The sequence below is a fragment of the Hydrogenophaga sp. L76 genome (assembly GCF_057654755.1).
Window position 1 is genome coordinate 3,929,994 of the sequence record NZ_CM172807.1, and the last position, 24,700, is coordinate 3,954,693.

24 protein-coding genes and 1 tRNA gene are annotated in these 24,700 nt (G+C 63.5%); 10 read left to right on the top strand and 15 right to left on the bottom strand.

Annotated features, from left to right (window positions below; all coding sequences use genetic code 11):
* Window positions 1-66: 66 nt before the first annotated feature.
* Together AC23D4_RS19115 and AC23D4_RS19120 are read left to right on the top strand one after the other, a co-directional pair.
* On the top strand, window positions 67-948 hold the full coding sequence (locus AC23D4_RS19115) for an ATP-binding protein (protein WP_472889166.1): 882 nt from the start codon (window positions 67-69) through the stop codon (window positions 946-948).
* Window positions 949-968: 20 nt separating this feature from the next.
* Entirely contained in the window at window positions 969-1,421 is a 453-nt protein-coding gene (locus tag AC23D4_RS19120) for an NUDIX domain-containing protein (RefSeq protein ID WP_472889167.1), read from the top strand.
* Window positions 1,422-1,441: 20 nt separating this feature from the next.
* On the opposite strand, the gene AC23D4_RS19125 is transcribed toward AC23D4_RS19120, so the two are convergent.
* The 8 genes from AC23D4_RS19125 to AC23D4_RS19160 form a co-directional block, all read right to left on the bottom strand.
* Window positions 1,442-1,639, bottom strand: coding sequence for a DNA gyrase inhibitor YacG (locus AC23D4_RS19125; protein WP_472889168.1), 198 nt, complete (start codon window positions 1,637-1,639; stop codon window positions 1,442-1,444).
* A gap of 7 nt (window positions 1,640-1,646) precedes the next feature.
* Window positions 1,647-2,402, bottom strand: a complete 756-nt coding sequence (gene zapD, locus AC23D4_RS19130) for a cell division protein ZapD (protein WP_472889169.1) — start codon at window positions 2,400-2,402, stop codon at window positions 1,647-1,649.
* Between the two features lie 43 nt (window positions 2,403-2,445).
* The gene (gene coaE / locus AC23D4_RS19135) at window positions 2,446-3,054 is read right to left on the bottom strand and encodes a dephospho-CoA kinase (protein ID WP_472889170.1); all 609 of its coding nucleotides are present in this window, start codon (window positions 3,052-3,054) and stop codon (window positions 2,446-2,448) included.
* 2 nt (window positions 3,055-3,056) lie between these two features.
* Window positions 3,057-3,917 carry a prepilin peptidase gene (locus AC23D4_RS19140; protein WP_472889171.1) on the bottom strand — a complete coding sequence of 287 codons (861 nt, stop codon included), beginning with the start codon at window positions 3,915-3,917 and terminating at the stop codon, window positions 3,057-3,059.
* Window positions 3,917-5,134: a type II secretion system F family protein gene (locus AC23D4_RS19145; protein WP_472889172.1), complete on the bottom strand. Its 1,218-nt coding sequence runs from the start codon at window positions 5,132-5,134 to the stop codon at window positions 3,917-3,919. The genes AC23D4_RS19140 and AC23D4_RS19145 overlap by 1 nt, the downstream gene beginning before the upstream one ends.
* 31 nt (window positions 5,135-5,165) lie before the next feature.
* Window positions 5,166-6,905 (bottom strand): type IV-A pilus assembly ATPase PilB, encoded by a 1,740-nt coding sequence (gene pilB, locus AC23D4_RS19150; protein WP_472889173.1) that lies wholly within the window; start codon window positions 6,903-6,905, stop codon window positions 5,166-5,168.
* Between the two features lie 163 nt (window positions 6,906-7,068).
* Window positions 7,069-7,145 (bottom strand) — tRNA-Pro (locus tag AC23D4_RS19155).
* 53 nt (window positions 7,146-7,198) lie between these two features.
* Window positions 7,199-8,161, bottom strand: a complete 963-nt coding sequence (locus AC23D4_RS19160; RefSeq protein ID WP_472889174.1) for a polyprenyl synthetase family protein — start codon at window positions 8,159-8,161, stop codon at window positions 7,199-7,201.
* Between the two features lie 236 nt (window positions 8,162-8,397).
* Between AC23D4_RS19160 and rplU the strand changes: the two genes are divergently transcribed.
* From rplU to proB, 4 genes are all read left to right on the top strand, one after another.
* Window positions 8,398-8,709, top strand: a complete 312-nt coding sequence (gene rplU, locus AC23D4_RS19165) for a 50S ribosomal protein L21 (RefSeq protein ID WP_177133160.1) — start codon at window positions 8,398-8,400, stop codon at window positions 8,707-8,709.
* Between the two features lie 13 nt (window positions 8,710-8,722).
* Entirely contained in the window at window positions 8,723-8,980 is a 258-nt protein-coding gene (gene rpmA / locus AC23D4_RS19170; protein ID WP_472889175.1) for a 50S ribosomal protein L27, read from the top strand.
* 125 nt (window positions 8,981-9,105) lie between these two features.
* Window positions 9,106-10,179 (top strand): Obg family GTPase CgtA, encoded by a 1,074-nt coding sequence (gene cgtA / locus AC23D4_RS19175; protein WP_472889176.1) that lies wholly within the window; start codon window positions 9,106-9,108, stop codon window positions 10,177-10,179.
* 38 nt (window positions 10,180-10,217) lie between these two features.
* Window positions 10,218-11,381, top strand: a complete 1,164-nt coding sequence (proB, locus tag AC23D4_RS19180) for a glutamate 5-kinase (protein WP_472889177.1) — start codon at window positions 10,218-10,220, stop codon at window positions 11,379-11,381.
* Between the two features lie 22 nt (window positions 11,382-11,403).
* Here proB and AC23D4_RS19185 read toward each other — a convergent pair whose 3' ends face one another.
* On the bottom strand, window positions 11,404-12,069 hold the full coding sequence (locus tag AC23D4_RS19185) for an RNA pyrophosphohydrolase (protein ID WP_472889178.1): 666 nt from the start codon (window positions 12,067-12,069) through the stop codon (window positions 11,404-11,406).
* A gap of 185 nt (window positions 12,070-12,254) precedes the next feature.
* Between AC23D4_RS19185 and AC23D4_RS19190 the strand changes: the two genes are divergently transcribed.
* Both AC23D4_RS19190 and AC23D4_RS19195 read left to right on the top strand, forming a co-directional pair.
* Window positions 12,255-14,000 (top strand): proline--tRNA ligase, encoded by a 1,746-nt coding sequence (locus AC23D4_RS19190; RefSeq protein ID WP_472889179.1) that lies wholly within the window; start codon window positions 12,255-12,257, stop codon window positions 13,998-14,000.
* Complete coding sequence (locus AC23D4_RS19195) at window positions 13,997-14,671, top strand: lytic transglycosylase domain-containing protein (RefSeq protein ID WP_472889180.1); 675 nt, start codon at window positions 13,997-13,999, stop codon at window positions 14,669-14,671. The genes AC23D4_RS19190 and AC23D4_RS19195 overlap by 4 nt, the downstream gene beginning before the upstream one ends.
* A gap of 43 nt (window positions 14,672-14,714) precedes the next feature.
* Here AC23D4_RS19195 and AC23D4_RS19200 read toward each other — a convergent pair whose 3' ends face one another.
* From AC23D4_RS19200 to hemA, 5 genes are all read right to left on the bottom strand, one after another.
* A complete protein-coding gene (locus tag AC23D4_RS19200; RefSeq protein ID WP_472889181.1) occupies window positions 14,715-15,719 on the bottom strand; it encodes an AAA family ATPase in 1,005 nt (334 codons plus the stop codon).
* A 180-nt stretch (window positions 15,720-15,899) separates the two neighbouring features.
* Window positions 15,900-16,223, bottom strand: a complete 324-nt coding sequence (gene grxD, locus AC23D4_RS19205; RefSeq protein ID WP_472889182.1) for a Grx4 family monothiol glutaredoxin — start codon at window positions 16,221-16,223, stop codon at window positions 15,900-15,902.
* Window positions 16,224-16,276: 53 nt separating this feature from the next.
* Window positions 16,277-17,122 carry a peptide chain release factor N(5)-glutamine methyltransferase gene (prmC, locus tag AC23D4_RS19210; protein WP_472889183.1) on the bottom strand — a complete coding sequence of 282 codons (846 nt, stop codon included), beginning with the start codon at window positions 17,120-17,122 and terminating at the stop codon, window positions 16,277-16,279.
* A complete protein-coding gene (gene prfA, locus AC23D4_RS19215; RefSeq protein ID WP_472889184.1) occupies window positions 17,119-18,207 on the bottom strand; it encodes a peptide chain release factor 1 in 1,089 nt (362 codons plus the stop codon). Before prfA ends, prmC begins: the two co-directional genes overlap by 4 nt.
* 90 nt (window positions 18,208-18,297) lie before the next feature.
* On the bottom strand, window positions 18,298-19,590 hold the full coding sequence (gene hemA / locus AC23D4_RS19220) for a glutamyl-tRNA reductase (RefSeq protein ID WP_472889185.1): 1,293 nt from the start codon (window positions 19,588-19,590) through the stop codon (window positions 18,298-18,300).
* 48 nt (window positions 19,591-19,638) lie between these two features.
* Between hemA and AC23D4_RS19225 the strand changes: the two genes are divergently transcribed.
* Entirely contained in the window at window positions 19,639-19,908 is a 270-nt protein-coding gene (locus AC23D4_RS19225; protein ID WP_472889186.1) for a hypothetical protein, read from the top strand.
* On the opposite strand, the gene ugpQ is transcribed toward AC23D4_RS19225, so the two are convergent.
* Window positions 19,909-20,673, bottom strand: coding sequence for a glycerophosphodiester phosphodiesterase (ugpQ, locus tag AC23D4_RS19230; RefSeq protein WP_472889187.1), 765 nt, complete (start codon window positions 20,671-20,673; stop codon window positions 19,909-19,911).
* Window positions 20,674-20,797: 124 nt separating this feature from the next.
* Here ugpQ and AC23D4_RS19235 point away from each other — a divergent pair, with 124 nt between their 5' ends.
* Window positions 20,798-24,691, top strand: coding sequence for a DUF3683 domain-containing protein (locus AC23D4_RS19235; protein WP_472889188.1), 3,894 nt, complete (start codon window positions 20,798-20,800; stop codon window positions 24,689-24,691).
* The last annotated feature ends 9 nt before the right edge of the window (window positions 24,692-24,700 follow it).

Below are 24,700 nucleotides of genomic sequence, written 5' to 3' on the forward strand. Positions count from 1 at the left end.
TGCAACCCGGCAAAGCCGGTTTTGCGATGTCATTGGAAGGGTTCCTTGTGCGCTGAAGGCAATGCGATGAACGAAAAATTTGAACGCCTGATCGAACGGGCCGAACAGCTGATCACCCGCATCGAAGCGGTGCTGCCCCAACCACTGGGTGCGCCGGACTGGACGGCCTCGGTGGCCTACCGTTACCGCAAACGCAGCAGTGGTCACGGCGTGCTGGAGCCGGTGCGGCATGTGGCCCACATGCGTCTGGACGACCTGCAGGAAATCGACGGCCAGAAGGACAAGGTTCAGCGGAACACCTTGCAGTTCGTGAAAGGTCTGCCAGCCAACAACGTGTTGCTGACCGGGGCACGTGGTACCGGCAAGTCGTCGCTGGTCAAGGCCTGCCTCAATGAATACGGGGGGCAGGGTCTGCGCCTGATCGAGGTGGACAAGGCCGATCTGATGGATCTGCCCGATATCGTGGACGTGGTGGCCGACTGCCCCGAACGCTTCATCGTGTTTTGTGATGACCTCAGCTTCGAAGATGGCGAGCCCGGCTACAAGGCGCTCAAGTCGATTCTGGATGGCTCGGTATCTGCCGCCGGGCAGAACGTCTTGATCTATGCCACCAGCAACCGTCGCCACCTGTTGCCTGAGTACATGAAGGAAAACCTCAGCTACACGCACACCGCGGACGGCGAGGTACATCCGGGCGAGGTGGTGGAAGAAAAGATTTCCCTGTCCGAGCGCTTTGGTCTCTGGGTGAGCTTCTACCCGTTCAGTCAGGACGAATACCTGAGCATCGTGTCCCTGTGGCTCGCGTCGTTCGGCATTTCTGCCGCCGACATCGAGGTGGCCAGGCCGCGCGCACTGGTCTGGGCGCTGGAGCGCGGATCACGCAGTGGTCGCGTGGCCTACCAGTTCGCGCGGGACTTCGCGGGCACCCGCGCTGCGGGCGACGCCTGATTGCCAAGCGGGATGCATCCATGAACGATCCGGTGTTGGTGGTGGATGCGGAACGCACGCGTGACACGTCGTCCGCGCGACCTATCGTTGACGTGGCCGTCGGGGTATTGATTGCCCCGGGCGGTGAATTCCTGCTCACGAGCCGGCCCGAAGGCAAGGTGTACGCCGGGTATTGGGAGTTCCCGGGCGGCAAGCTGGAGGTCGGGGAAACGGTCGAGCAGGCCTTGCGCCGCGAGTTGATTGAAGAGATCGGGTTGATGATCGGCGCCGCAATGCCTTGGCGTGAAAAACTGGTGGACTATCCACATGCCCTTGTTCGGCTGCACTTTTGCAAGGTGCACGACTGGTCGGGCGAGTTGAACATGCGCGAACGCCAGGCGTTTAGCTGGGAAAAGTTGCCCGTTCGCTGCTCGCCGGTGTTGCCCGGCACGGTGCCGGTGCTGGAATGGCTGATGGAGGAGCAAGCCGCCTGAGTCAGTGCGGTGCTGCGGTGTCAACCCTGCTCAAAATCCGGATCGTTGTTGACGATCTGTTCCGGCAATGTGAAGCGCTCACTGGCCCAGGCTCCGAGGTCCAGGTTCTTGCAGCGTTCACAGCAGAACGGTCGGTAGACGTTGCTGGGGGCGTAGACGCTGGGCCCGTTGCAGCTGGGGCAGACAACAGTCTTCACCGGGAACTCGGAATCCGGCATCGACGCTTCAGGCACAGAGGGTCAGTTCGAATGACGCATCTTCCTGAGCCGGATGCAGGCGTTCATCGTCTCCCTGGCACATCAATCGAACCGACAGCAGCAGCCGGTTGCCGCTGATTTCTGGAATCAGACCCAGTGTGGGATCGATGCCAAGACGCAGCAACTGAAAGGTTCGACCTTGAGGCAGGTTCTGCTGAAACTGACCATCCGGGGCCACCACCTTTTGCGGTGAACCCGAATCGCGCAACATCTTCAACAGCAGCACGATCGCTTCTGCCAGGGGAGCGAGCGCCTGGACCCAGCGCTGCAGATCGGCTTGACGCTGCTCGACGCTGCGGTGTTGCCAGTGGAAGTAGGCCGGGAGGTCAAATTCGCAAGTGCCGCCCGGAATGCCGATGCGGCTTCTGATGCTCATCAACCAGTCGTTCTCTGTCAATGAGAGACCGGTTTTTCCTGGCAGGTTGTTGAGCTGCGCAAAGCAGGTGTCGAGCTGTGCGATGACTTCGTCCAGCGCCCGTTCAGAGATGGCCGGGTTGCCGCGGTAGCTGTTGAGCTGCTGTTTGTGTCGCTCTATGTCCTTGAGCACATCGGACTTCATGTCTGCCCTGGAAGCAACATCCATGATCTCGAAAATGGTCTGGATGGCGTAGTGGTGGTCCAGCGGATGGCCGCGTGGCAGCAGTTCCGCCAGTCGCCGGAACAGGTGTTCCAGCCGCAGGTATGTGCGAATGCGTTCGTTGAAAGGGTATTCGTACAGGATCACGGCGGCGGAGGTTTGCAGAAGGCGGTGGTTTGCAGGACTTTCATCATAGCCCGAACTGGTCGGCGATCCGCCCGACTGTCTGTCGCAACGGTTCGATCTCGTTACCGTCATTGAAGATCACCAGGTCTGCTGCCGCGAGCCGCTTCGTCCTCGGGCTCTGACTTTTCATGATGGCATCGATGGCGGAGCAGTCCAGCCCACTGCGGGCGGTGACCCGGCGAACCTGCGTTCCTGTGTGACAGTCCACCACGAGCACGAGGTCCAGTTGTGGCCGCCAGCGAGCAGATTCCACGAGCAACGGTACGTCAAACACGAGGCAGTGTGAGGCGGCGGCTTTCGCCTGCCGCTGGATCTCCTGCGCGACCAGCGGGTGCACGATGGACTCCAGCAGCCGACGGGCATCCGGATTCGTGAAGACATGTTCGCGCATGCGCTGCCGGTCCAGTGAACCGTCCTGCGCGATGAAAGCCGGGCCAAACGATTGCGCCACGGCGGGCATTGCACTGCCGCCGCGCTGCGTGCAGGCCCTGGAGATGGCATCGGCATCGATCACGCTGGCGCCGCGTTCCTGCAACAGCTGGGCCACCGTGCTTTTTCCGCTCCCGATACCGCCCGTCAGCCCCAGTCGCAGCGCTGGTCGCATGGCCGCCATGGTCAAAGTCCGATGGCGGCGAGAATGGACGAGGGGCCGGAAATCATGGCCGTCAGCCCGGCAAGCGCCAGAAAGGGGCCGAACGGAACGTAGCCCCCTTCGCGCAACTGGCTGAACATTTTGAGGGCGATCCCGATCACTGCGCCGATGAGCGAAGCCATCAGGATGATGGGGATCAACGCCTGCCAGCCGAACCACGCGCCAAGCGCGGCAAACAACTTGAAGTCGCCATAACCCATGCCTTCTTTTCCCGTGGCCAGTTTGAAGGCCCAATACACCATCCACAGGGACAGGTAGCCAGCCACCGACCCCCAGAGTGCATCGGTCAAGACGGTGCCGCTCAGACCCAGTGCCGCCGCGCAAAGCCCGGCCCACAGCAGGGGCAGGGTGATGTCGTCTGGCAACAACGTGGTGTCCCAGTCAATGCATGCCAGCGCCAGGACGGCCGCAGCAAAACCACTCCAGGCCAGCGAGGTCGCGCCCAGTCCCCAGCGCCAGCCACACCAGGCAAAGAGCGCTGCGTTGAGCAATTCGATCAGGGGGTACCGTGGGCTGATACGGGCTTCGCAGCTGGCGCATCGACCGCGCAAGGCGATGTAGCTCAACACCGGGATGTTCTCGAACCACCGAATCTGGTGGCCACAATGCGGGCAGCGCGAACGGGGCACCATGAGATTGAAGCGTGGCGGCGCTTCCGCTGTCGGAGGGGCCTCGGATGAATGGCCTTGAAGCTCTGCACATTCGGCCGCCCATCGCAGCTCCATCATTTTGGGCAGACGGTGGATCACCACGTTCAAGAAACTGCCCACGAGAAGCCCGAGCGTGCCCAGCGCCAAGGCGTCGAGCGCCTCCACCATCAGCATCAAACCACTTGGCCCAGTTTGAAGATCGGCAGATACATCGACACCACGATGCCGCCGATGATGGTGCCCAGAATCACGATGATGATGGGTTCCATCAGACTGGACAGTCCTGCGACCATGTCGTCCACTTCGGCCTCATAAAAATCGGCTGCCTTGCCCAGCATGTGGTCGATGGAGCCGGACTCTTCACCAATGGCGCACATCTGCAGGACCATGGATGGAAAGATGTTGGCGTTGGTCATGGCGTTCGTCAGGCTGGTGCCGGTGGAGACCTCCTGCTGGATCTTGTCGGTAGCAATGGCATAGACCGAGTTCCCCGATGCACCACCGACAGAATCGAGCGCTTCGACCAGCGGGACGCCCGCTGCAAACATGGTCGAAAGGGTTCGTGTCCATCGGGCGATCACGGATTTTTCAACCAGGGTCCCGAAGATGGGCATCTTGAGCATCAACCGATCCATGAAACGCTGGACCTTTTCGTTGCGCCGCCAGGCTTGCATGAAAAAGTAAAGGCCTCCGCCCAGGCCACCAAAAATCAGCCACCAGTATTCGGTGAAGAACTCGCTCATGGCGATGACGAACAGCGTGGGGCCCGGTAGATCGGCACCGAAGGAGGTGAAGACTTGCTTGAACGACGGAATCACGAAGATCATGATCACGGCCACGACCACAAAGGCGACGATGATCACCGCGACGGGGTACATCAATGCCGACTTGATCTTGGACTTGATGGCCTCGGTCTTTTCCATGTAGACCGCCAGTCGGTCGAGCAACTCTTCCAGAATACCGGCGGCTTCACCCGCTTCAACCAGGTTGCAGTACAGGCTGTCGAAATAGAGCGGGTTTTTCCGGAATGCCGCGCTCAGCGATGTACCGGTTTCGACGTCGGACCGGATGTCATTGAGCAACTTCGAGACGCTGGGGTTGGGGTTGCCCCGGCCCACGATGTCAAAGGACTGGAGCAAGGGCACACCGGCTTTCATCATGGTGGCCAGTTGCCGGGTGAAGATGGCTATGTCTTTGGGCTTGATGCGCTTGCCGGAGCTCATTCGCCGCTTTTTGATCTTGCCGGGGACAATGCCTTGCCGCCGCAGCGCTGCCAGCACCTGGTTTTCGCCAACGGCTCTGGTTTCTCCCCGCACCTGTTTGCCGTTGCGGTCCTTGCCTTCCCATTCAAAAACAAAGTCCTTGACGCTTTTGGATGCTGCGGTTGCCATGTGGTCCTCGGGTTTTGGGGTCTGTACGGACTTATTCGTTGGTAACGCTCAAAACTTCTTCCAGAGAAGTCATGCCTTGCCTTACCTTGAGCAATCCCGATTCACGCAGGGTCCGCACACCTTCTTTGCCTGCCTGCTGCGCGATATCGAGTGCACCGCCACCCTTGAGGATGATGCGCTGGATTTCTTCAGATATGGGCATGACCTGGTAGATGCCTACCCGGCCCTTGTAGCCGTTGTTGCAGGCCGAGCAGCCCACCGGTTTGTAGGGCGTCCAGCTGCCATCCAAGTCTTCGGGCTTGAACCCGGCGTCGATCAGCGCTTTGCGTGGCACGTCGAGCGGCGCTTTGCACGTTGGACAGAGCCGGCGTGCCAAGCGCTGCGCCGTGATCAGGATCACACTGGAGGCGATGTTGAACGTGGGAATGCCCATGTTCATCATGCGTGTGAGCGTGGTCGGGGCGTCGTTGGTGTGCAGGGTAGACAGCACCATGTGACCCGTTTGTGCGGCCTTGATGGAGATGTCGGCCGTTTCAAGGTCCCGGATCTCGCCGACCATGATCACGTCAGGATCCTGCCGCAGGAAAGCCTTGAGCGCCGCAGCAAAAGTCAGGCCGGCTTTTTCGTTGACGTTGACCTGATTGACGCCGGGCAGGTTGATTTCCGAGGGATCTTCCGCGGTGGAAATGTTGATGCCTGGCTTGTTCAGAATGTTCAGGCAGGTGTAGAGCGAAACGGTCTTGCCGGAACCCGTCGGTCCGGTCACCAGGACCATGCCGTAGGGGCGCCCGATGGCATCCATCAGGCGCGCTTTTTCTTCTGGCTCGTAACCCAGGGCGTCGATGCCCACTTTGGCGCTGCTGGGATCCAGGATACGGATCACGATCTTTTCACCAAACAAAGTGGGCAAGGAGCTGACCCGGAAGTCGATCACACGATCCGGGCCGACCTTGAGCTTCATCCGACCGTCCTGAGGCACACGCTTTTCGGAGATGTCCATGCGGGAGATCACCTTGATGCGCGAGGCCAGCTTGTCCTTGATGGCAATCGGTGGTGAAGCAATTTCCCGGAGCTCACCGTCGATACGGAACCGAACCCGATAGGTGTGCTCATAGGGCTCAAAATGCAGATCGGAGGCGCGCATGTTGAACGCATCCAGCAGCATCTTGTGAAGGAATTTGACGACAGGGGCATCGTCAACCTCGGACGTCAGGGTTTTGTCACTGGTTTCGGCAACGGCTGCATCGGCCGCCATCTCGTCGAACTCGAAGTCACCGCCAATGATGTGGTCCATGGACTCATTGGCCGTGGTCGACTGGACGTCCACCAGCTTGCTGAGCTTGTCGAATTCGGCGATCACCCAGTCGACACCCATCTGGGTGGCGAACTTGATCTTCTCGGCTGCCTGTTGGTCCGCTGGATCGGCAGTGGCCACCATGAGACGGTTGTTGCGCTTGCTCAGCACAACGATACGAAAGTCTGCGCAGATCTTTGCGTCCAGCAAATCCTTGGGCAGGCGCTGCACGTCAATGGCATCCAGATCCAGCAGCGGTGCCGCAAACGCGGTCGACATGGTGTGCGCCAGATCGTAGGCAGATACCGCCCCGGAGCCGATCAGTTCCGCAATGAACGTGGTTCGACCGCTTTGTGTCTTCCTGTAAAGGTCTTCAGCAGCCTTTTGTCCCAGTTTTCCCGCAGACACGAGAGCACGCCCCAAGCCGGGCAAAGCCATGGTGGAGGAATCCTGGATTACCGTATCAACAGACGCCATAGATCTGTAATCTATCGTAAATCAATGACTTGCCGGCCACTATTGACGCAACTTGTGCTGAATTTTCCGATTCAGGCACTGTGGTCGTTGTATCAAGGTTGCGAATCGGCCAGTGGCGGCCTCCGAGGAGCTTGCCACGGCGGTTGGGTGTCGATACCGAATCTGGTCGGGGTGAGAGGATTCGAACCTCCGGCCTCTACGTCCCGAACGTAGCGCTCTACCTGGCTAAGCTACACCCCGATGGACCTGTCAGGTCAATCTTCTGGCGGCTGAAGTGCCGCCTCTGGCCTGGATCAGGAGCGTCGCTCCATCAAGCCAGCGGGCAATTGTAGCAAAGCTTCGCTGTAGTCATTGACGGGCAGCATGCGCGCCGCGTCCATAGCCCTTTGGGCTTCGATCATGGCACTTTGGCGAGCGGATTCCAGGGCGCCGTTTCGCTCAATGATGCTCAGAATATCGCTGAGATGGGTGAGGTCGCCCTCCTCGATGGCCTTGCGGAGTACCGCTTTCTCGGCGGTCGTCGCAGTGCGCAATGCACAGATGATGGGCAGCGTGACTTTGCCCTCGCGCAGATCGTCGCCGAGGTTTTTGCCCAGTTGGTCTGCGCTGCCTTCGTAGTCGAGGACGTCGTCAATGACCTGAAAAGCAGTACCCAGCGCTTGTCCGTAGGTGGCGCACAGCGCCTCGATCCGGACGTCCGAGCCCGCCAGGATGGGCGCGAGCCGGGCACTGGCTTCGAAGAGTTTGGCTGTTTTTGAGCGGATGACGCGCAGGTAGGCGGCTTCGTCCAGGGAGGCATCACGCATGTTGACCAATTGCAGCACCTCGCCTTCTGCAATCACATTGGTGGCATCCGAGAGCACTTGCATCACGCGCATCTCGTTGACGTCCACCATCATTTGAAAGGCCCGCGAGTACAGAAAGTCGCCCACCAATACGCTGGGGGCATTGCCGAAGCGTTCGTTGGCGGTCGGACGGCCGCGTCGCAGCGTGGATTCGTCCACCACATCGTCGTGCAGCAAGGTGGCGGTGTGGATGAACTCCACGACAGCCGCCAGCGTGTGGCGATGGGGGTTCTGACTGCCCAGGGCGCCGCTGATCAACAGCAAGAGCGCTGGACGCAGGCGCTTTCCACCGGCTGAAATGATGTACTGGGCGACCTCTCTGACCAGAGGAACTTCGGTTGTCAGACGTTCGCCAATCACCTGGTCGACCCGTTGCATGTCTCCCTGGATAAGGTCCAGAGGGTTTTTCATGGAGATTTCAGAGTGGGTCAAGATGTGAACGTGCAGTGAGCCGGGCGCGGGTTGATGTGGCAAGGATTATAGAAACCGTACCGGAGCCGTTCTGGGTCATAGAGAGTGCCATGGAGGCCGCGCGCCCTCACGGACGGGTTTTGCTTGAATGAGGTGAACATTCATGCTAAAATATTGGGCTTGGCTGAATTTCGTCTGCCAAGATTCCATTCGTGGAAATTTTTCAAGAGGTTCATATGTACGCGGTCATAAAAACCGGTGGCAAACAGTATCGTGTTGCTGCTGGCGAAAAAATTAAAGTAGAACAGATTGCTGCGGATGTGGGTCAAGAGATCGTGTTTGACCAGGTTCTGGCTGTCGGCAACGGCAGCGAGATCAAGGTGGGCACTCCCTTGGTTTCCGGCGCAACGGTCACAGTCACGGTTCTGGCTCACGGCAGGCACGACAAGGTTCACATCTTCAAGATGCGCCGTCGCAAGCACTACCAGAAGCGCCAGGGTCACCGTCAGAATTTCACCGAACTGCAGATTTCGTCGATCGCAGCCTGAGGAGTAAGTCAACATGGCACAGAAAAAAGGCGGCGGCTCAACGCGAAACGGGCGCGATTCCAAGCCCAAGATGCTCGGCGTGAAAGCGTTTGGCGGGGAGCTGGTCAGTTCCGGCTCCATCATCGTGCGTCAGCGCGGTACCAAGTTCCACCCCGGTGTGAACGTGGGCGTGGGCAAAGACCACACCCTGTTTGCCACAGCCGACGGTCATGTCAACTTCGCCATCAAGGGCGCGTTGAACCGTCACGTGGTGAGCATCACGCCCGTCTGAGGCGGGGCGTCCTGGCGCTGCCGGATTGTGAATCCAGGCGGTGCTTCAGGCGCGGGTGATGTCCTGATTGCAAAAGGCCCGCCGACGCGGGCCTTTTGTGTTGGTTTTTCGCAGGAATACAGATCATGAAATTTGTGGACGAAGCCACGATCGAAGTCGCCGCCGGTGATGGCGGCAACGGCTGCGCGTCGTTCCGGCATGAGAAGTACAAAGAATTTGGCGGCCCCGACGGCGGCGACGGTGGCCGCGGCGGTCACCTGCTGGCGGTGGCCGATGCCAGCCTCAACACCTTGGTCGATTTTCGTTACACGCGCCGTTTTGAAGCAGGGCGTGGCGAACACGGCAAGGGTTCGGACATGTTCGGCGTCAAGGGCGACGACATTGTGCTCAAGATGCCGGTGGGTACCATCATTGCCGACGCCGAAACCGGCGAGGTACTGCATGAGTTGCTGGTGCCCGGTGAGGTGATCACGATCGCCAAGGGGGGCGACGGTGGTTTTGGCAACATGCACTACAAGAGCTCGACCAACCGCGCGCCGCGCCAGAAGACGCCGGGTTGGGCGGGGGAAAAGCGCACCCTCAAGCTGGAACTCAAGGTGCTGGCCGATGTGGGTCTGCTCGGCATGCCCAATGCCGGCAAGTCGACCCTGATCTCCGCGATCTCGAATGCGCGGCCCAAGATCGCCGACTACCCCTTCACCACGCTCTATCCCAACCTGGGGGTGGTGCGGGTGGCGCCTGAGAAGAGTTTTGTGGTCGCCGACGTGCCTGGTTTGATCGAAGGTGCGTCAGAGGGTGCGGGCCTTGGTCACCAGTTCCTGCGTCACCTGCAGCGCACACGCCTGTTGCTGCACATGCTCGATGTCGCACCGTTTGACTCCGGCGTGGACCCCGTGGTGCAGGCCAAGGCCATCGTCGCCGAACTCAAGAAGTTCGATCCCAAGCTGCATGCGAAGCCGCGCTGGCTGGTGCTCAACAAGCTCGACATGGTGCCCATGGACCAGCGCGAAGCCCTGGTCAAGGACATCGTCAAACGGCTCAAGTACAAGGGTCCGGTGTTCGAAATTTCCGCACTGACGCGCGAAGGATGTGAGCGCCTGATTCAGGGGGTTTACGAGTACCTGGCCAAGGAGTTCCAGTCGCACCAGGCGCCGGTGGACGTGGATCCCCGATTTGTTGAAGATCCCCGCGGTCTTTGAGACCGCGCCTCCGCCAACGCAATGGATGAAGCGAGCCCATGGCAGCAGTTGAAACCCGTTTGAACCCCAGCCTGGATCAGGCGGGCGTCTTCAAGTCCGCCAGGCGCATCGTCGTCAAGGTGGGCTCCAGTCTCGTTACCAACGAAGGCCGGGGCCTGGACGAAGAGGCCATTGGCCAATGGAGCGAACAACTGGCTGCCCTGGTGCAGCAAGGCCTTGAGCTGATCATGGTCAGCAGCGGCGCTGTGGCCGAAGGCATGAAACGCCTGGGCTGGAGCGTGCGCCCGAAAGAGATCAACGAATTGCAGGCGGCAGCCGCCGTGGGCCAGATGGGCCTCGTGCAGATGTACGAGAGCAAGCTCAGCGCCTGCGGCGTGGGCAGTGCCCAGGTGTTGTTGACGCACGCCGATCTGGCCGACCGTGAACGCTACCTCAACGCGCGCTCAACCTTGTTGACATTGCTGCAGCTCGGTGTGGTGCCGGTGATCAATGAAAACGACACCGTCGTGAACGACGAAATCAAGTTTGGCGACAACGACACGCTTGGGGCGCTGGTCGCCAATCTGGTTGAGGCCGATGTGCTGGTGATCCTCACCGACCAGAAGGGGCTCTACACGGCCGACCCTCGGCGCGACCCGAGCGCGCGGTTTGTCGATCTGGCCCGGGCTGGTGACCCCGAACTCGAAACCATGGCCGGCGGCGCGGGTTCCGGCATCGGCAAAGGCGGCATGATCACCAAGATCCTGGCCGCCAAGCGCGCGGCCGGATCGGGCGCTTCCACGGTCATTGCGTGGGGGCGTGAACCGCAGGTGCTGCTGCGCCTGTGCGCCGGAGAAGCCATCGGCACCTGCCTGGTGGCAGGAACTCCCAAGAACCAGGCGCGCAAGCGCTGGATGGCCGACCACTTGCAGCTGCGCGGCTCGGTGCGGGTCGACGACGGTGCGGTGCAAAAGATCCTGGGTGAAGGCAAGAGCCTGTTGCCGATCGGCATGACAGCCGTTGAAGGCGACTTCTCTCGCGGTGATGTGATCGCGGTACGCGACGGCGCTGGCCAGGAGATTGCGCGCGGCCTGGCCAACTATGCAAGTTCGGAAGCACGCCTGTTGTGCCGCAAGTCATCGAGCGACTTTGAGCGTTTGCTCGGGTACGTGGCGGAATCAGAGATGATCCATCGCGACAACCTGGTCCTGTCGCGCAACTGACCTTGCGCGACGTCGCTGCGATTCACAGCGGTGGTCGGGGTAAGTCGGCGTTGTTCGAATCGCCCGCGCGCAGATCGCCTTGCGGATCGGGGTCGAAACTCGCCCCAGGGGGCAACTCCATGCACGGTGGCGCACCGCTTGAGTACGCCGCATGGGGTCCGTCGTCCAAGCCCCTCTGGCGCCCGGCGCCGCGCAGATAGCGGTTGCGGTGTTCGTTCCTGGGCAGGTAACGCGCGAGTTCGGTCAGCGCCATTTCGTAGACGCCGCGCTTGAACTCCACCACCACGTCCAGCGGCACCCAGTAGTCGTGCCAGCGCCAGGCGTCAAACTCCGGGTGGCTGGTGGCGCGCAGATTGAGATGCCAGTCCTGTGCAACCAGGCGCAGCAGATACCAGATCTGTTTCTGACCTTTGTAGTGACCGCGCGCATCGCGGCGGATGAATCTGTCCGGCACTTCGTAGCGCAACCAGTCCCGCGTACGGGCAACGATGCACACGTGTTCGGGCATGAGACCCACTTCTTCGTGCAGCTCGCGGTACATCGCCTGTTCGGGCGTTTCGCCCCGGTCGATGCCTCCTTGCGGGAACTGCCAGGAGTGGGAACGAATCCTTTTGCCCCAGAACACCTGGTTTCTCTGGTTGAGCAGAATGATGCCGACATTGGGCCTGAAGCCTTCCCTGTCAAGCATAATCAACCTCAAATTTTTTGAACTGTCTGGATTATGCATCGCCCCTTGCGGCTTGCGAAGTGATTGCCCACCTGTTGCGCTGCAATGAGGGGTAAGTCCCGATGCCCGACGGGCATCGTCGACGCTGATCCGGCGCCCACCGACTCCGTTTGAACGACCCACACTGCCGCACGGCAGCCGCACCCATGAAAGCCTCCCAGTTCTTTATTTCCACCCTCAAGGAAGCCCCGGCCGATGCGGAGGTGGTCAGCCACCAGCTCATGACCCGCGCCGGCATGATCAAGAAGCTCGGCGCCGGCATCTACAGCTACATGCCCATGGGTCTGCGGGTGATCCAGAAGGTGGAGGCCATCGTGCGCGAGGAGATGAACCGCGCCGGCGCGGTGGAGCTCACCATGCCGGTGGTGCAGCCCGCCGAGCTCTGGCAGGAGACCGGGCGCTTCGAGGCGATGGGGCCTGAGCTGCTGCGCATCAAGGACCGCCACGGCCGCGACTTTGTGGTGCAGCCCACCAGTGAAGAGGTGGTGACCGATATCGCTCGACAGGAGCTGCGCAGCTACAAGCAGTTGCCGAAAAATTTCTACCAGATCCAGACCAAGTTCCGCGATGAACGACGGCCGCGTTTTGGCTTGATGCGCGGTCGCGAGTTCATCATGAAGGACGCCTACAGCTTTGATCGCGACGAAGCCGCCGCCAAGGCGAGCTACCAGGTCATGGCCGCGGCCTACCGCCGCATTTTTGACCGATTCGGCCTGCGTTACCGCGCGGTGGCTGCAGACAGCGGCGCCATCGGTGGCGACCTTTCCGAAGAGTTCCAGGTGATCGCCGCCACGGGTGAAGACGCCATCGTCTATTGCCCGGGCAGCGACTACGCGGCCAACATGGAAAAAGCCGAGGCGCTGGCGCCTTTGAGTCCTCGGCCGGCGGCCGCCAACGCCATGGCCAGGACGCCGACACCCGGCAAGAGCACCTGCGCCGATGTGGCCGAACTGCTGGGGGTGCCGCTGGCCACGACCGTGAAGTCGCTGGTGCTGGCGACCGACACGCTCAACGAAGCCGGTGAGATCGTGAAGAGTCAGGTGTGGTTGCTGCTGCTGCGTGGCGACCACGACATGAACGAAGTCAAGGTGAGCAAGGTGCCCGGGTTGAGCGCCGGCTTCCGCTTTGCCACGGTGTCCGAGATCGAAGCCCACTTCGGCTGCAAGCCGGGCTACCTTGGGCCCATCGGTCTGAAACTGCCGGTGAAACTGGTGGTGGACCGCGAGGTGGCGGTGATGGCCGACTGGATCTGCGGTGCCAATCAACCCGACTTTCACATGACCGGTGTGAACTGGGGGCGCGACCTGTCCGAACCCGAACTGGTGGCCGACCTGCGCAATGTGGTGGAGGGCGATGCTTCGCCGGACGGCCAAGGCGCCCTGGCCATCGAGCGCGGCATCGAGGTGGGCCATGTGTTCTATCTGGGCACCAAATACAGCAAGGCAATGGCCGCCACCTTCCTCGGGGAGGACGGCAAACCCGCGCACTTCGAGATGGGCTGTTACGGCATCGGCATCACGCGCCTGCCGGCGGCGGCCATCGAGCAGAACCACGACGAGCGCGGCATCATCTGGCCCGATGCGATCGCCCCGTTCACCGTGGTAATCTGTCCCATCGGCATGGACCGCAGCCCCGAGGTGAAAGCTGCTGCCGAGCTGTTGCACGAACAACTGGTGGCCGCTGGCGTGGACGTGTTGCTGGACGATCGCGGCGAACGCCCTGGCGCCATGTTTGCCGACTGGGAGCTCATTGGTGTGCCACACCGCGTGACGATCGGCGACCGTGGCATCAAGGAGGGCCAGATCGAGTACCAGCACCGCCGTGATGCGGCTGCGACCAAGGTGGCCGCGGCCGAGGTGCTGGCCTTTCTGAAGGAGCGGATCGCGGCATGAAGGCTGGGGGTGGTCCTGTGGCGCAGTTCGACGCTTGTCCGCTGCGGCGTCGCGACTGGCTGGCCAGCGCCGGGGCACTGGGCTTGGGCGGCCTCGGTCTGCTGGCCGCTCCAGGCAGCGCCTGGGCCGGGCGCCAGCTGGAGGAGCCCCTCGCTGACTCGGTGCGTTCGGTGCTCAGCGCCGCCATCGCCAACAGCGCTCCGCCGGTGCCGGAGTTCACCGATGTCGAAAAGCGGCTGTCACACCTGCGCTGGCTCGGCGTCATGAGTGAGCGTTTGAAGAAACGCAAACCGGATTTCCAGACGCGCATCGAGTTCCTGCAGACCGTCTGGTACGAGACACGCCGCGCCGGGCTGGACACCACGATGGTGCTGGGGCTGATCCAGGTCGAGAGCGCCTTCCGAAAATTCGCCATTTCGCGCGTGGGCGCGCGGGGCTACATGCAGATCATGCCGTTCTGGTCGCGCCTGATCGGCGACGGTGACCCGTCCCGGTTGTTCAACATGCAGACCAATCTGCGTTTCGGCTGCGTGATCCTGCGCCATTACCTGGACCGCGAGCGCGGCGACACCTTCCTGGCGCTGGGCCGTTACAACGGCAGCCGTGGCCGGTCGGAGTACCCGAACGCGGTGTATGCCGCGTCGCGCAACTGGATTCATCCGGACGCCTGAGCCAGGACCTCAGCGCCTGCAGGTCTGCGTTCGCTGGTGGCGCCTACTGCAGGAACCCGATCCGCGACTTGCCGCTGCCTGCTTTGGGCAGGTCGTCCGCCGCCACGCTGTAGCGGTTGTCGAGCCGGGCATTGCCAAAGGCGGTGACCAGAGCCCGGCGCATTTCGCGAGGCGCCAGGCAGGCCAGCTGGTCCAGCACATCGTCTGACGGTTCGGGGGCAAACCGCAAGCCCCAGTCGTGTTCGCCCAGGATGCTGCGGTACAGGTGGGCGGCGATCTTGCGCGCGGCTTCGGGCGAGGGTGCTGCGATTTCGAACACGTTCATGCGGTTGAGGATCGGCTCGGGAATCGTGCGCTCGTCGTTGGCGGTGGTGATCCAGATCACCTGGCTGGCGTCGATCGGCACTTCGGCGAACTCGTCCACGAAGTTTTGCGCCGTGTCGTGCTCCAGCAGGCTGTAGAGCGCGCCCAGCGGGTCGTACTGCGCATCGGCGCTGGCCTTGTCGATCTCGTCGACCACGATCACCGGGTTGGCGTACTGGCCGTCCACCAGCGCCTCAAACACCTTGCCGGGCTTGGCGCCCTTCCACTGCGACGAGGACCCCGACAGCAGCCAGCCGGCCGTCATGGAGCTCATCGGGACCAGGCTCATACTGGTGCCCAGCAGGTCGGCGATCTGTTTGGCGAAATGGGTCTTGCCTACGCCGGGCGGCCCGAGCAGCAGGATCGGGGTCACCTCCAGGCTGTCGCGGCTGTCCTGGCTGAGGGCCACGTGGCGCTTCACGTCGTCGAGCACCTCACCAAAATTGGGCAGCAGGTCGTAAAGCGGTGCCATGTCGGGCACGCCCGAGGGTTTGACCGCGAAGCGCTGCGGGCCGCGTTCGAGCATGCGTTGCCAGGTGTTGCGCAGGCCCTCGTATTCGCGTTCGTTGCCGCTGGCCTGCAGGTGGGCCAGCTTGCGTTCGACTTCGTCGGCGCTGAACACGCTGCGCATCCGGGCGATGGGCAGTCCGAGGGAGGGTGAAGCGACCAGGCTGCGTGAGCTCATGCGGTTCTCCTGTGGGGTTCGGCAACGCTTTCATTCAAGCACAAGACATGCCAGAGCTCAATGCAGGAAAAGCCGGAACAAAGCACCGCTTCACGAGGTTTCTGGCGTCAGCGTGCCAAAAGACGCAGGCCAGAAAGCAGAAAGCCACCCGAAGGTGGCTTGGCTGGGGGCGAAGGGGCTTCAGGCCTGGCCGTTGATGACCTGCTGCAGTTCGCCCGACTCGTACATCTCCATCATGATGTCCGAACCACCGACGAACTCGCCCTTGACGTAGAGCTGCGGGATGGTGGGCCAGCTGCTGTAAGTCTTGATGCCCTGGCGGATGCCTTCGTCTTCCAGCACGTTGACGGTCTTCACCGTCTTGGTGTCGACGCCACAGGCTTTCAGGATCTGGATGGCACGGCCGGAGAAGCCGCACATGGGGAAACTGGCATTGCCCTTCATGAAGAGCACGATGTCGTTGGATTTGACCAACTGGTCGATTTGGGTCTGGGCGTCGCTCATGGCAAATAACTCCTGATCTGGGCGGGCCGGACGCGGCCCGAAAACAGCCCGAATTATCGCTGTTGCGGCCAGATCCCGCCGCTGCACCGTTCAATGCCCGCGAGGTCGCAGCGGCTGCTGACTTGCCCGAAGCCTTGCTGCACCAGCAGGGCGCGCACGGCGACCGCCTGATCGTGCCCATGCTCCAGCAGCAGCCAGCCGCCCGGGGCCAGTGTGGCGGGCGCGCTCTTGACCAGCTCCCGGATATCGTCCAGCCCGTCGGGGCCCGAGGTGAGCGCGCCGAGGGGTTCGTGGCCGAGGGCGGCGAGGTGCGGGTCGCCGTCAGCGATATAGGGCGGGTTGCTGGCGATCACGTCAAAGCGCTGGCCGGGCACGGCCTGTAGCCAGGAACCCGCATGGAAGTCCACCGCCAGACCCAGGCGTTCCGCGTTGGAGCGCGCCACGGTCAGGGCGTCGGCGCTGGCATCGGTGGCGGAAACCGCCACGTCGGGGCGCTGCGATTTCACCGCCAGGGCGATGGCGCCGCTGCCGGTGCCGAGGTCCAGGAAGCGGGGATGGGCGGGTGGTGGCGCCAACATGTCCAGCGCCCACTGAACCAGGGTTTCGGTGTCCGGTCGGGGCACGAGCACGCGCGGGTCCACCTGCAGATTGAGGCCGAAGAAGGCTTTGGCACCCGCCAGGTAGGCCACTGGCTCGCCGGCCAGGCGGCGGTGCACCAGTTCGGCGTATCGCGTTGCGGCACCGGTGGGCATGGGGTCGGTGTCGTGCGCCAGCAGCCAGGCGCGGTGATTCAGGTCGCGGCCCAGCGCCAGCAGCAGCAACATCTGGGCGTCCAGCCGGTCCAGGCCCCGTTGCTGGACTTGCGTCAGAGCTTCGCGGAGGTTCTGCCCGGTGTTCACAGGCTGTTCCGCTGTTCGAGCTCGGCCAGCAGCTCGGTGCCGCGTGCCACCTGCAGGGCGTGGATCACGTCGCCCAGGTCGCCCTCCATCACCTGCAGCAGCTTGTAGAGCGTGAGGTTGATGCGGTGGTCGGTCAGGCGGCCCTGCGGGAAGTTGTAGGTGCGGATGCGGTCGCTGCGGTCGCCGCTGCCGATCAGGCCCTTGCGGGTGGCGGCTTCCTTGGCGGCGCGTTCGCTGCGGTCCTTTTCCTGCAGGCGTGCGGTCAGCACCTGCAAGGCCTTGGCCTTGTTGCTGTGCTGGCTGCGGCCGTCCTGGCATTCGGCGGTGATGCCGGTGGGCAGGTGGGTCACGCGCACGGCCGAATCGGTCTTGTTGATGTGTTGTCCGCCGGCGCCGCTGGCGCGGTAGGTGTCGATGCGCAGCTCGCTCGGATTGAGTTTCACTGCCTCGGTCTCGTCGGGTTCGGGCATCACGGCCACGGTGGCGGCGCTGGTGTGGATGCGGCCCTGCGTTTCGGTGACCGGCACGCGCTGCACACGGTGGCCACCCGATTCGAAGCGCAGCTTGCCGTAGGCGCCGTGGCCCACGATGCGCAGGACCACCTCTTTGTAGCCGCCGAGTTCGCTGGGCGACTCGCTCACCGCCTCGACCGTCCAGCGTTGGGCTTCGGCGTAGCGCGTGTAGAGCCGGGCCAGGTCGCCGGCGAACAGGGCTGACTCGTCGCCGCCGGTGCCGGCGCGGATTTCCATGAAGGCGTTGCGTTCGTCGTCCGGGTCTTTGGGCAGCAGCAGTTGCTGCAGTTCGGCGTCGAGCGTTTCCAGATCGGCGCGGGCGCTTTTGATTTCTTCTTCGGCCATCTCGGCCATGTCCGGGTCCTGCAGCAGCTCGGTGGCGGACGTTTGATCGGCTTCACGCTGCAGGTAGCGGTTGAACACTTCGACCACGGCGCCCACTTCGGCGTGTTCACGGCTGAGTGCGCGAAAGCGGTCCATGCTGTCCACCACGTCGGGCGCGGCCAGCAGGGCGTCCAGCTCGTGGAGCCGGGCGCGTTGGCGCATCAGGGTGTCGCGGACGAAGGGTTTCATGGAGCGGGCAAAGGGGGTCGGGGGCGCCGAGGGAGCGGCGGGGTTGCTGACGCGCTGGTGCGGACCGGCGCGCGGTGGCAGGCCGGGGCGCTAGGAATTCCGCGGCGGCTTGACGGGGTCGTCGCGCAGGAACAGGCGCGAGACGGTCTGCGCAGTGGCTGCGCGCGTGTCGGCATCGCCCGCGCGCAGCTCGGCCAGGGTACCGTGCAGCATCTTTTGCGTGAGGCCGCGCGACATGGCTTCCAGCACCGCGTCGACCGGTTCACCGCGAGCCAGCAGCTTTTTGGCGCGCGCCATTTCAGCACTGCGCCAGGCGTCAGCCTGGGCGTGGATCTGCTGGATCAGCGGCACCATGCCGTTGGCCGGGTTGCGCTGCTCCATCCAGTGCATGAAGCTGAGCACGCCGGCGTCGATGATGGCTTCGGCCTGCGCCACCGCGGCCTGCCGGCTGTCCTTGCCGGTCTGGACGACGCTGGCGAGGTCGTCCACGGTGTAGAGGTAGACGTCGCTCAGGCCCTTGACCTCGATCTCGATGTCGCGGGGCACGGCCAGATCGACCATGAACATGGGGCGGTGTTTGCGCTTCTTGAGAGCGCGTTCGACGGCGCCCAGGCCGATGATGGGCAGGGTGCTGGCGGTGCAGCTGACCACGGCGTCGAACTCGTGCAGGCGGTCCGGAATGTCGGCCAGGCGCATCACCTCGGCACCGAAACGGCCGGCGAGCTTTTCACCGCGCTCCAGCGAGCGGTTGGCGATCGCCATGGCCTTGGGTGTCTTGGCCGCGAAGTGCGTGGCGGCGAGTTCGATCATCTCGCCGGCGCCGACAAACAGCACCTTGATGTCTTTCAGGTCTTCGAACAGCTGGGACGCCAGCCGCACGGCGGCGGCGGTCATGCTGATGGAGTGGGCGCCGATCTCGGTCGAAGTGCGCACCTGCTTGGCCACCGCGAACGAGCGCTGGAACAGCTGGTGCAGCGTGGTGCCCAGGGCGCCAGCCTCGTCGGCGGCGCGCACCGCGTCCTTCATCTGCCCCAGGATCTGGGCCTCGCCCAGCACCATGCTGTCGAGCCCGCTGGCGACGCGGAAGGCGTGGCGCGCGGCCTGGTCTTCGCGCAGCACATAGGCGTGGTCACGCAGCACGTGGGTGCTCACGCCGCCGGTGTGGGCGAGCCACTCCAGCGTGGGCTCCACGGCGGCCTGATCGCCCGCGCCATAGAGCTCGGTGCGGTTGCAGGTGGAGAGCAGCGTGGCCTCGGGCTGGCGTGCCAGACTCTGGCGGTAGCCGTTCAGCGTGGGCTGGATCTGGTCGAGCGCGAAGGCAAACCGGCCCCGCAAATCGAGCGGAGCCGTGTGGTGGTTGATGCCGAGGGCCCAGACAGACATGGCCCGATTATAAAATTGCCGGCTCTCTGAAACTCAGGCTCGCCCCGAATGACATTTTTCGCCCTGTTGGGCCACCTTGCCAACTTCGTCGCGCCGGCCCTGGTGATGGCCGCCCTGCTGTGGCTCGGGCCGCGCATCGGTCGCGGCAAACGCGCGGTGCGCTGGCGGCCGGCGGTCGAGGTGGGTGTGCTGGCGGGGGCAGGTGTGCTCGTGCTGCTGGGGGGGCTGATCCTGTTCGGCCGCGACGGCAAGATGTTCACCTACGCCGCGCTGGTGCTGGCCCAGGGCACGCTGGCCTGGTGGATGCGCAGTCGTTGATCAGTCGGGCGGGAAACCATCCACCCGGTCGGTGATCAAGCCGTCTATGCCCAGCGCCAGCAGCCGCTGCACCGAGGTTTCTTCGTTGACCGTGTAGGCGAGGGTGCGCAAACCTGCCTGGTGCACCTGGGCCACGTTGCCGGCCTCCCACTGGTCCTGATCGCAGATCACCGCCTGGCAACCGAGCTCGATGGCGGTTTCCAGCCAGCCACTCCACAAAGTTTCCAGCAGCAGGCCGCGCGGCAGCCCGGGCTGGGTTTCGCGCGCACCCTGCAATGCTTCGGGTTCAAACGAGGTCAGCAAGGGTGGCTTTGCCTCAGGGCGCTGCGCCCACAGGCGGGCGGCCTCTTGCGCCACCTCCCGGCCGGTCTCTCGCGCCAGACCTGTCGTGGGCTTGATCTCGATGTTGAGCAGCCAACCGTTGGCGAGGCAGAAACGCGCCACGGCTTCCAGCGTGGGCAGCGGTTCTCCCGCATAGGCTGGCGAGTGCCAACCGCCGGCGTCAAGACGGCTCAGCGCCGCCCAGGGCTGGGCGCCGCCCAGGCCCTGACCATTGGTGGTGCGCTCCAGCGTGTCGTCGTGCAGCAGAAACACCACGCCGTCGGCGCTGAACTTGGCATCGCACTCAAACATGCAGTAGCCGTGTGATGCGCCGAGCCGGAACGCCGCCAGGGTGTTTTCCGGTGCCAGCGTGCCGGCGCCGCGGTGGGCAATCCAGCGTGGGTAGGGCCAGGGCTTGGGTCCGGCTTCGGGGGTGTCTGGCATGGTGTTCAACGCGTTGAAAAGCAGGGTTGGCGCGAGTGTGCCAGTACCCGCCGCCGAGGTGTGTGTATGTTGCGCTGCGGTACCATCGCACGTTCGGCGGTTCCCGCTGATCGCCTCCATACCCATGAACGCTCCCATCCCGCTTTCGCTGCTCGAAACTGCCACCGAGGACGCGCCGCGTCTGCGCGAAATCCCCTACAACTACACATCTTTTTCAGATCGTGAAATTGTGTTGCGCCTGCTCGGTGCCCGGGCCTGGAGCCTGCTGGACGGGCTGCGCGGCGAGCGCCGCACCGGTCGTTCGGCCCGCATGTTGTACGAGGTGCTGGGCGATATCTGGGTCGTGCAGCGCAACCCGTATCTGCAGGACGACCTGCTCGACAACCCCAAGCGCCGCGCTGCGCTGGTTGAGGCCTTGCACCACCGTCTGGGCGAGGTGCAGAAGCGTCGCACACCGCAGGACGATGCCGCGCGCGATGCCCTGGTGGCCGAATTGCTGGCCGCGGCCCGGGGTGCGGTCGATGCATTTGCCCGTTCGTTTGAAGAGATGGCCGCGCTGCGCCAGCGCGCCACCAAGGCGCTGCGCCGCCTGACGGCCAAGGACAACATCAAGTTCGACGGCCTCTCGCGTGTGTCCCACGTGACCGACGCGACTGACTGGCGCGTGGAATACCCGTTCGTGGTGCTCACGCCCGACACCGAGGCCGAGATGGCCGAGCTGGTGCGTGGCTGTTTCGAACTGGGCCTCACTATCGTGCCGCGCGGCGGCGGCACCGGCTACACCGGCGGCGCGATTCCGCTGACCTGGAAGAGCGCGGTGATCAACACCGAGAAGCTCGAAGCCATGACCGAGGTGGAGTTCGTGGCCGTGCCCGGCCACGCCGAGCCGCTGCCCACGATCTGGACCGAGGCCGGCGTGGTGACGCAGCGCGTGGCCGATGCGGCCGAGCGCGCCGGCCATGTGTTCGCGGTGGACCCGACTTCCGCAGAAGCCTCGTGCGTAGGTGGCAACATCGCCATGAACGCGGGCGGCAAGAAGGCCGTGCTCTGGGGCACGGCGCTGGACAACCTGGTGAGCTGGCGCATGGTGACGCCGCAGGCGCAGTGGCTGGAAGTCACGCGCCTGGACCACAACCGCGGCAAGATCCACGACGCCGAAGTGGCAACCTTCGAATTGAAGTACTTCGAGGCCAATGGCAAGACGCACGTCCGCAGCGAACAGCTGGTGATCCCGGGCTCGACCTTCCGCAAGGAAGGCCTGGGCAAGGACGTGACCGACAAGTTCCTCGCCGGCCTGCCGGGCATCCAGAAAGAAGGTTGCGACGGCCTGATCACCAGCGCGCGCTGGCTGGTGCACCGCATGCCCGAGCACGTGCGCACCGTTTGCCTGGAGTTCTTCGGCAATCCCAAGGACTGCGTGCCGTCCATCGTGGACATCAAGGACTTCATGTTCGCCGAGATGAAGCGCCCGGGCGGTGCCATCCTCGCGGGCCTGGAGCACCTGGACGACCGTTACCTCAAGGCCGTGGGCTACGCGACCAAGAGCAAGCGCGGCACCTTGCCCAAGATGGTGCTGGTGGGCGACATCGTGGGCGATGACGCCGACGCCGTGGCCCGCGCCACCAGCGAGGTGATCCGCCTGGCCAACGGCCGCAGCGGCGAAGGCTTCGTGGCCATCAGCGCCGAGGCGCGCAAGAAATTCTGGCTCGATCGCAAGCGCACCGCGGCCATCAGCAAGCACACCAACGCCTTCAAGGTGAACGAAGACGTGGTGATCCCGCTGCCGCGCATGGGTGAGTACACCGAAGGCATCGAGCGCATCAACATCGAGCTTTCGCTGCGCAACAAGCTCAAGCTCTGCGAAGCGCTGGAAGCTTTCTTCACCCGCGGCCAGCTGCCGCTGGGCAAGACCGACGACGCCAACGACATCCCCAGCGCCGAGCTGCTGGAAGACCGCGTGCAGCAGGCGCTGGCGCTGGTGCGCGAGGTGCGCTCGCTCTGGGCCGGCTGGCTGCGTGACGTGGACACGCTGTTCCCGCAGCTGCAGGACCATTCGCTGCGCGCGAGCTGGAAGGCGCAGATCCGCGCGCCGCTGCAAGGCATCTTCAATGGCGCGGCGTTCGGCGCCATCCTGAGCGAAATCAACGCCATCCACCAGCGCGTGCTGAAAGGCCGCGTGTGGGTGGCGCTGCACATGCACGCCGGCGACGGCAATGTGCACACCAACATCCCCGTCAACAGCGACGACTACGAGATGTTGCAGACCGCGCACGAAGCGGTGGGCCGCATCATGGTGCTGGCGCGCAGCCTGGACGGCGTGATCTCGGGCGAACACGGCATCGGCATCACCAAGCTGGAATTCCTGACCGACGACGAACTGCGCCCTTTCGCCGAGTACAAGGCCAAGGTGGACCCGGAGGGTCGCTTCAACAAGGGCAAGCTGCTGCGCGACCTGTCGGGCGTACAAGGCCTCGCCTCTGACAGCAGCCTGCGCAGCGCCGATCTCTCCAACGCCTACACACCCAGCTTCGGACTGATGGGCCACGAGTCGCTGATCATGCAGCAGAGCGACATCGGCGCCATCGCCGATTCGGTCAAGGACTGCCTGCGCTGCGGCAAGTGCAAACCGGTCTGCGCCACGCACGTGCCGCGCGCCAACCTGCTCTATTCGCCGCGCAACAAGATCCTCGCGACCTCGCTGCTGGTCGAGGCTTTCCTGTACGAAGAACAGACGCGCCGCGGCATCAGCATCAAACACTGGGAAGAATTTGAAGACGTGGCCGACCACTGCACGGTCTGCCACAAGTGCCTGAGCCCGTGCCCGGTCAAGATCGACTTCGGCGACGTGACGATGAACATGCGCAACCTGTTGCGCAAGATGGGGCAGAAGAGCTTCCGCCCGGGCAACGCCGCGGCCATGTTCTTCCTGAACGCCACCAACCCCGAGACCATCAAGTTCATGCGCTCGGCCATGGTGGACGTGGGCTTCAAGGCCCAGCGTCTGGCCAACAAGGTGCTGAAGCTCGCCGCGCGCAGGCAGACCAGCGCGCCGCCGGCCACGCTGGGCCCGGCGCCGATCAAGGAGCAGGTGATCCACTTCATCAACAAGAAGATGCCTGGCGGTCTGCCCAAGAAGACAGCGCGCGCGCTGCTGGACATCGAGGACAAGGACTACGTGCCGATCATCCGCAACCCGGTGGGCACGACGGCTGAGACCGAGGCGGTGTTCTATTTCCCTGGCTGCGGCTCGGAGCGCCTGTTCAGCCAGGTGGGGCTGGCCACGCAGGCCATGCTCTGGCACGCGGGCGTGCAGACCGTGCTGCCGCCGGGCTATCTGTGCTGTGGTTACCCGCAGCGCGGCTCGGGCCAGTTCGACAAGGCCGAAAAAATCATCACCGACAACCGGGTGCTGTTCCACCGCGTGGCCAACACGCTGAACTACCTGGACATCAAGACCGTGGTGGTGAGTTGCGGCACCTGCTACGACCAGCTGCAGGGCTACGAGTTCGACCAGATCTTCCCCGGCTGCCGCATCATCGACATCCACGAATACCTGCTGGAAAAAGGCATCACGCTGCCGGCCGGGCAGGGCGGTTACCTGTACCACGACCCCTGCCACACGCCCATGAAGCTGCAGGACCCGATGAAGACGGTCAAAGCGCTGGTGGGCGACAACGTGGTCGAGAGCAAGCGCTGCTGCGGCGAGAGCGGCACGCTCGGCGTGACGCGGCCTGACATCTCGACCCAGATCCGCTTCCGCAAGGAGGAAGAGATCAAGAAGGGCGAGGCGCAGCTGCGCGCCGCCGGCACCGTGGGCGCCCAGGCCAACATCAAGATGCTGACCTCGTGCCCGAGCTGCCTGCAGGGCCTGACGCGTTACGGCGACGACCTGAACAACGGTCTGCTCGAAGCCGACTACATCGTGGTCGAGATGGCCAACCAGATTCTGGGCAAGGACTGGCTGCCCGAGTACGTGGCGCAAGCCAACCAGGGCGGCATCGAACGCGTGCTGGTCTGATCACAGTCA

What these genes read in the sequence shown, in the direction of transcription:
- AC23D4_RS19115 (WP_472889166.1), top strand. Translation starts at nt 67, where the DNA reads ATGAACGAAAAATTTGAACGCCTGATCGAACGGGCCGAACAGCTGATC.
- AC23D4_RS19120 (WP_472889167.1), top strand. Translation starts at nt 969, where the DNA reads ATGAACGATCCGGTGTTGGTGGTGGATGCGGAACGCACGCGTGACACG.
- AC23D4_RS19125 (WP_472889168.1), bottom strand. Translation starts at nt 1,639, where the DNA reads ATGCCGGATTCCGAGTTCCCGGTGAAGACTGTTGTCTGCCCCAGCTGC.
- coaE (WP_472889170.1), bottom strand. Translation starts at nt 3,054, where the DNA reads ATGGCGGCCATGCGACCAGCGCTGCGACTGGGGCTGACGGGCGGTATC.
- AC23D4_RS19140 (WP_472889171.1), bottom strand. Translation starts at nt 3,917, where the DNA reads ATGCTGATGGTGGAGGCGCTCGACGCCTTGGCGCTGGGCACGCTCGGG.
- AC23D4_RS19145 (WP_472889172.1), bottom strand. Translation starts at nt 5,134, where the DNA reads ATGGCAACCGCAGCATCCAAAAGCGTCAAGGACTTTGTTTTTGAATGG.
- pilB (WP_472889173.1), bottom strand. Translation starts at nt 6,905, where the DNA reads ATGGCGTCTGTTGATACGGTAATCCAGGATTCCTCCACCATGGCTTTG.
- AC23D4_RS19160 (WP_472889174.1), bottom strand. Translation starts at nt 8,161, where the DNA reads ATGAAAAACCCTCTGGACCTTATCCAGGGAGACATGCAACGGGTCGAC.
- rplU (WP_177133160.1), top strand. Translation starts at nt 8,398, where the DNA reads ATGTACGCGGTCATAAAAACCGGTGGCAAACAGTATCGTGTTGCTGCT.
- rpmA (WP_472889175.1), top strand. Translation starts at nt 8,723, where the DNA reads ATGGCACAGAAAAAAGGCGGCGGCTCAACGCGAAACGGGCGCGATTCC.
- cgtA (WP_472889176.1), top strand. Translation starts at nt 9,106, where the DNA reads ATGAAATTTGTGGACGAAGCCACGATCGAAGTCGCCGCCGGTGATGGC.
- proB (WP_472889177.1), top strand. Translation starts at nt 10,218, where the DNA reads ATGGCAGCAGTTGAAACCCGTTTGAACCCCAGCCTGGATCAGGCGGGC.
- AC23D4_RS19185 (WP_472889178.1), bottom strand. Translation starts at nt 12,069, where the DNA reads ATGCTTGACAGGGAAGGCTTCAGGCCCAATGTCGGCATCATTCTGCTC.
- AC23D4_RS19190 (WP_472889179.1), top strand. Translation starts at nt 12,255, where the DNA reads ATGAAAGCCTCCCAGTTCTTTATTTCCACCCTCAAGGAAGCCCCGGCC.
- AC23D4_RS19195 (WP_472889180.1), top strand. Translation starts at nt 13,997, where the DNA reads ATGAAGGCTGGGGGTGGTCCTGTGGCGCAGTTCGACGCTTGTCCGCTG.
- AC23D4_RS19200 (WP_472889181.1), bottom strand. Translation starts at nt 15,719, where the DNA reads ATGAGCTCACGCAGCCTGGTCGCTTCACCCTCCCTCGGACTGCCCATC.
- grxD (WP_472889182.1), bottom strand. Translation starts at nt 16,223, where the DNA reads ATGAGCGACGCCCAGACCCAAATCGACCAGTTGGTCAAATCCAACGAC.
- prfA (WP_472889184.1), bottom strand. Translation starts at nt 18,207, where the DNA reads ATGAAACCCTTCGTCCGCGACACCCTGATGCGCCAACGCGCCCGGCTC.
- hemA (WP_472889185.1), bottom strand. Translation starts at nt 19,590, where the DNA reads ATGTCTGTCTGGGCCCTCGGCATCAACCACCACACGGCTCCGCTCGAT.
- AC23D4_RS19225 (WP_472889186.1), top strand. Translation starts at nt 19,639, where the DNA reads ATGACATTTTTCGCCCTGTTGGGCCACCTTGCCAACTTCGTCGCGCCG.
- ugpQ (WP_472889187.1), bottom strand. Translation starts at nt 20,673, where the DNA reads ATGCCAGACACCCCCGAAGCCGGACCCAAGCCCTGGCCCTACCCACGC.
- AC23D4_RS19235 (WP_472889188.1), top strand. Translation starts at nt 20,798, where the DNA reads ATGAACGCTCCCATCCCGCTTTCGCTGCTCGAAACTGCCACCGAGGAC.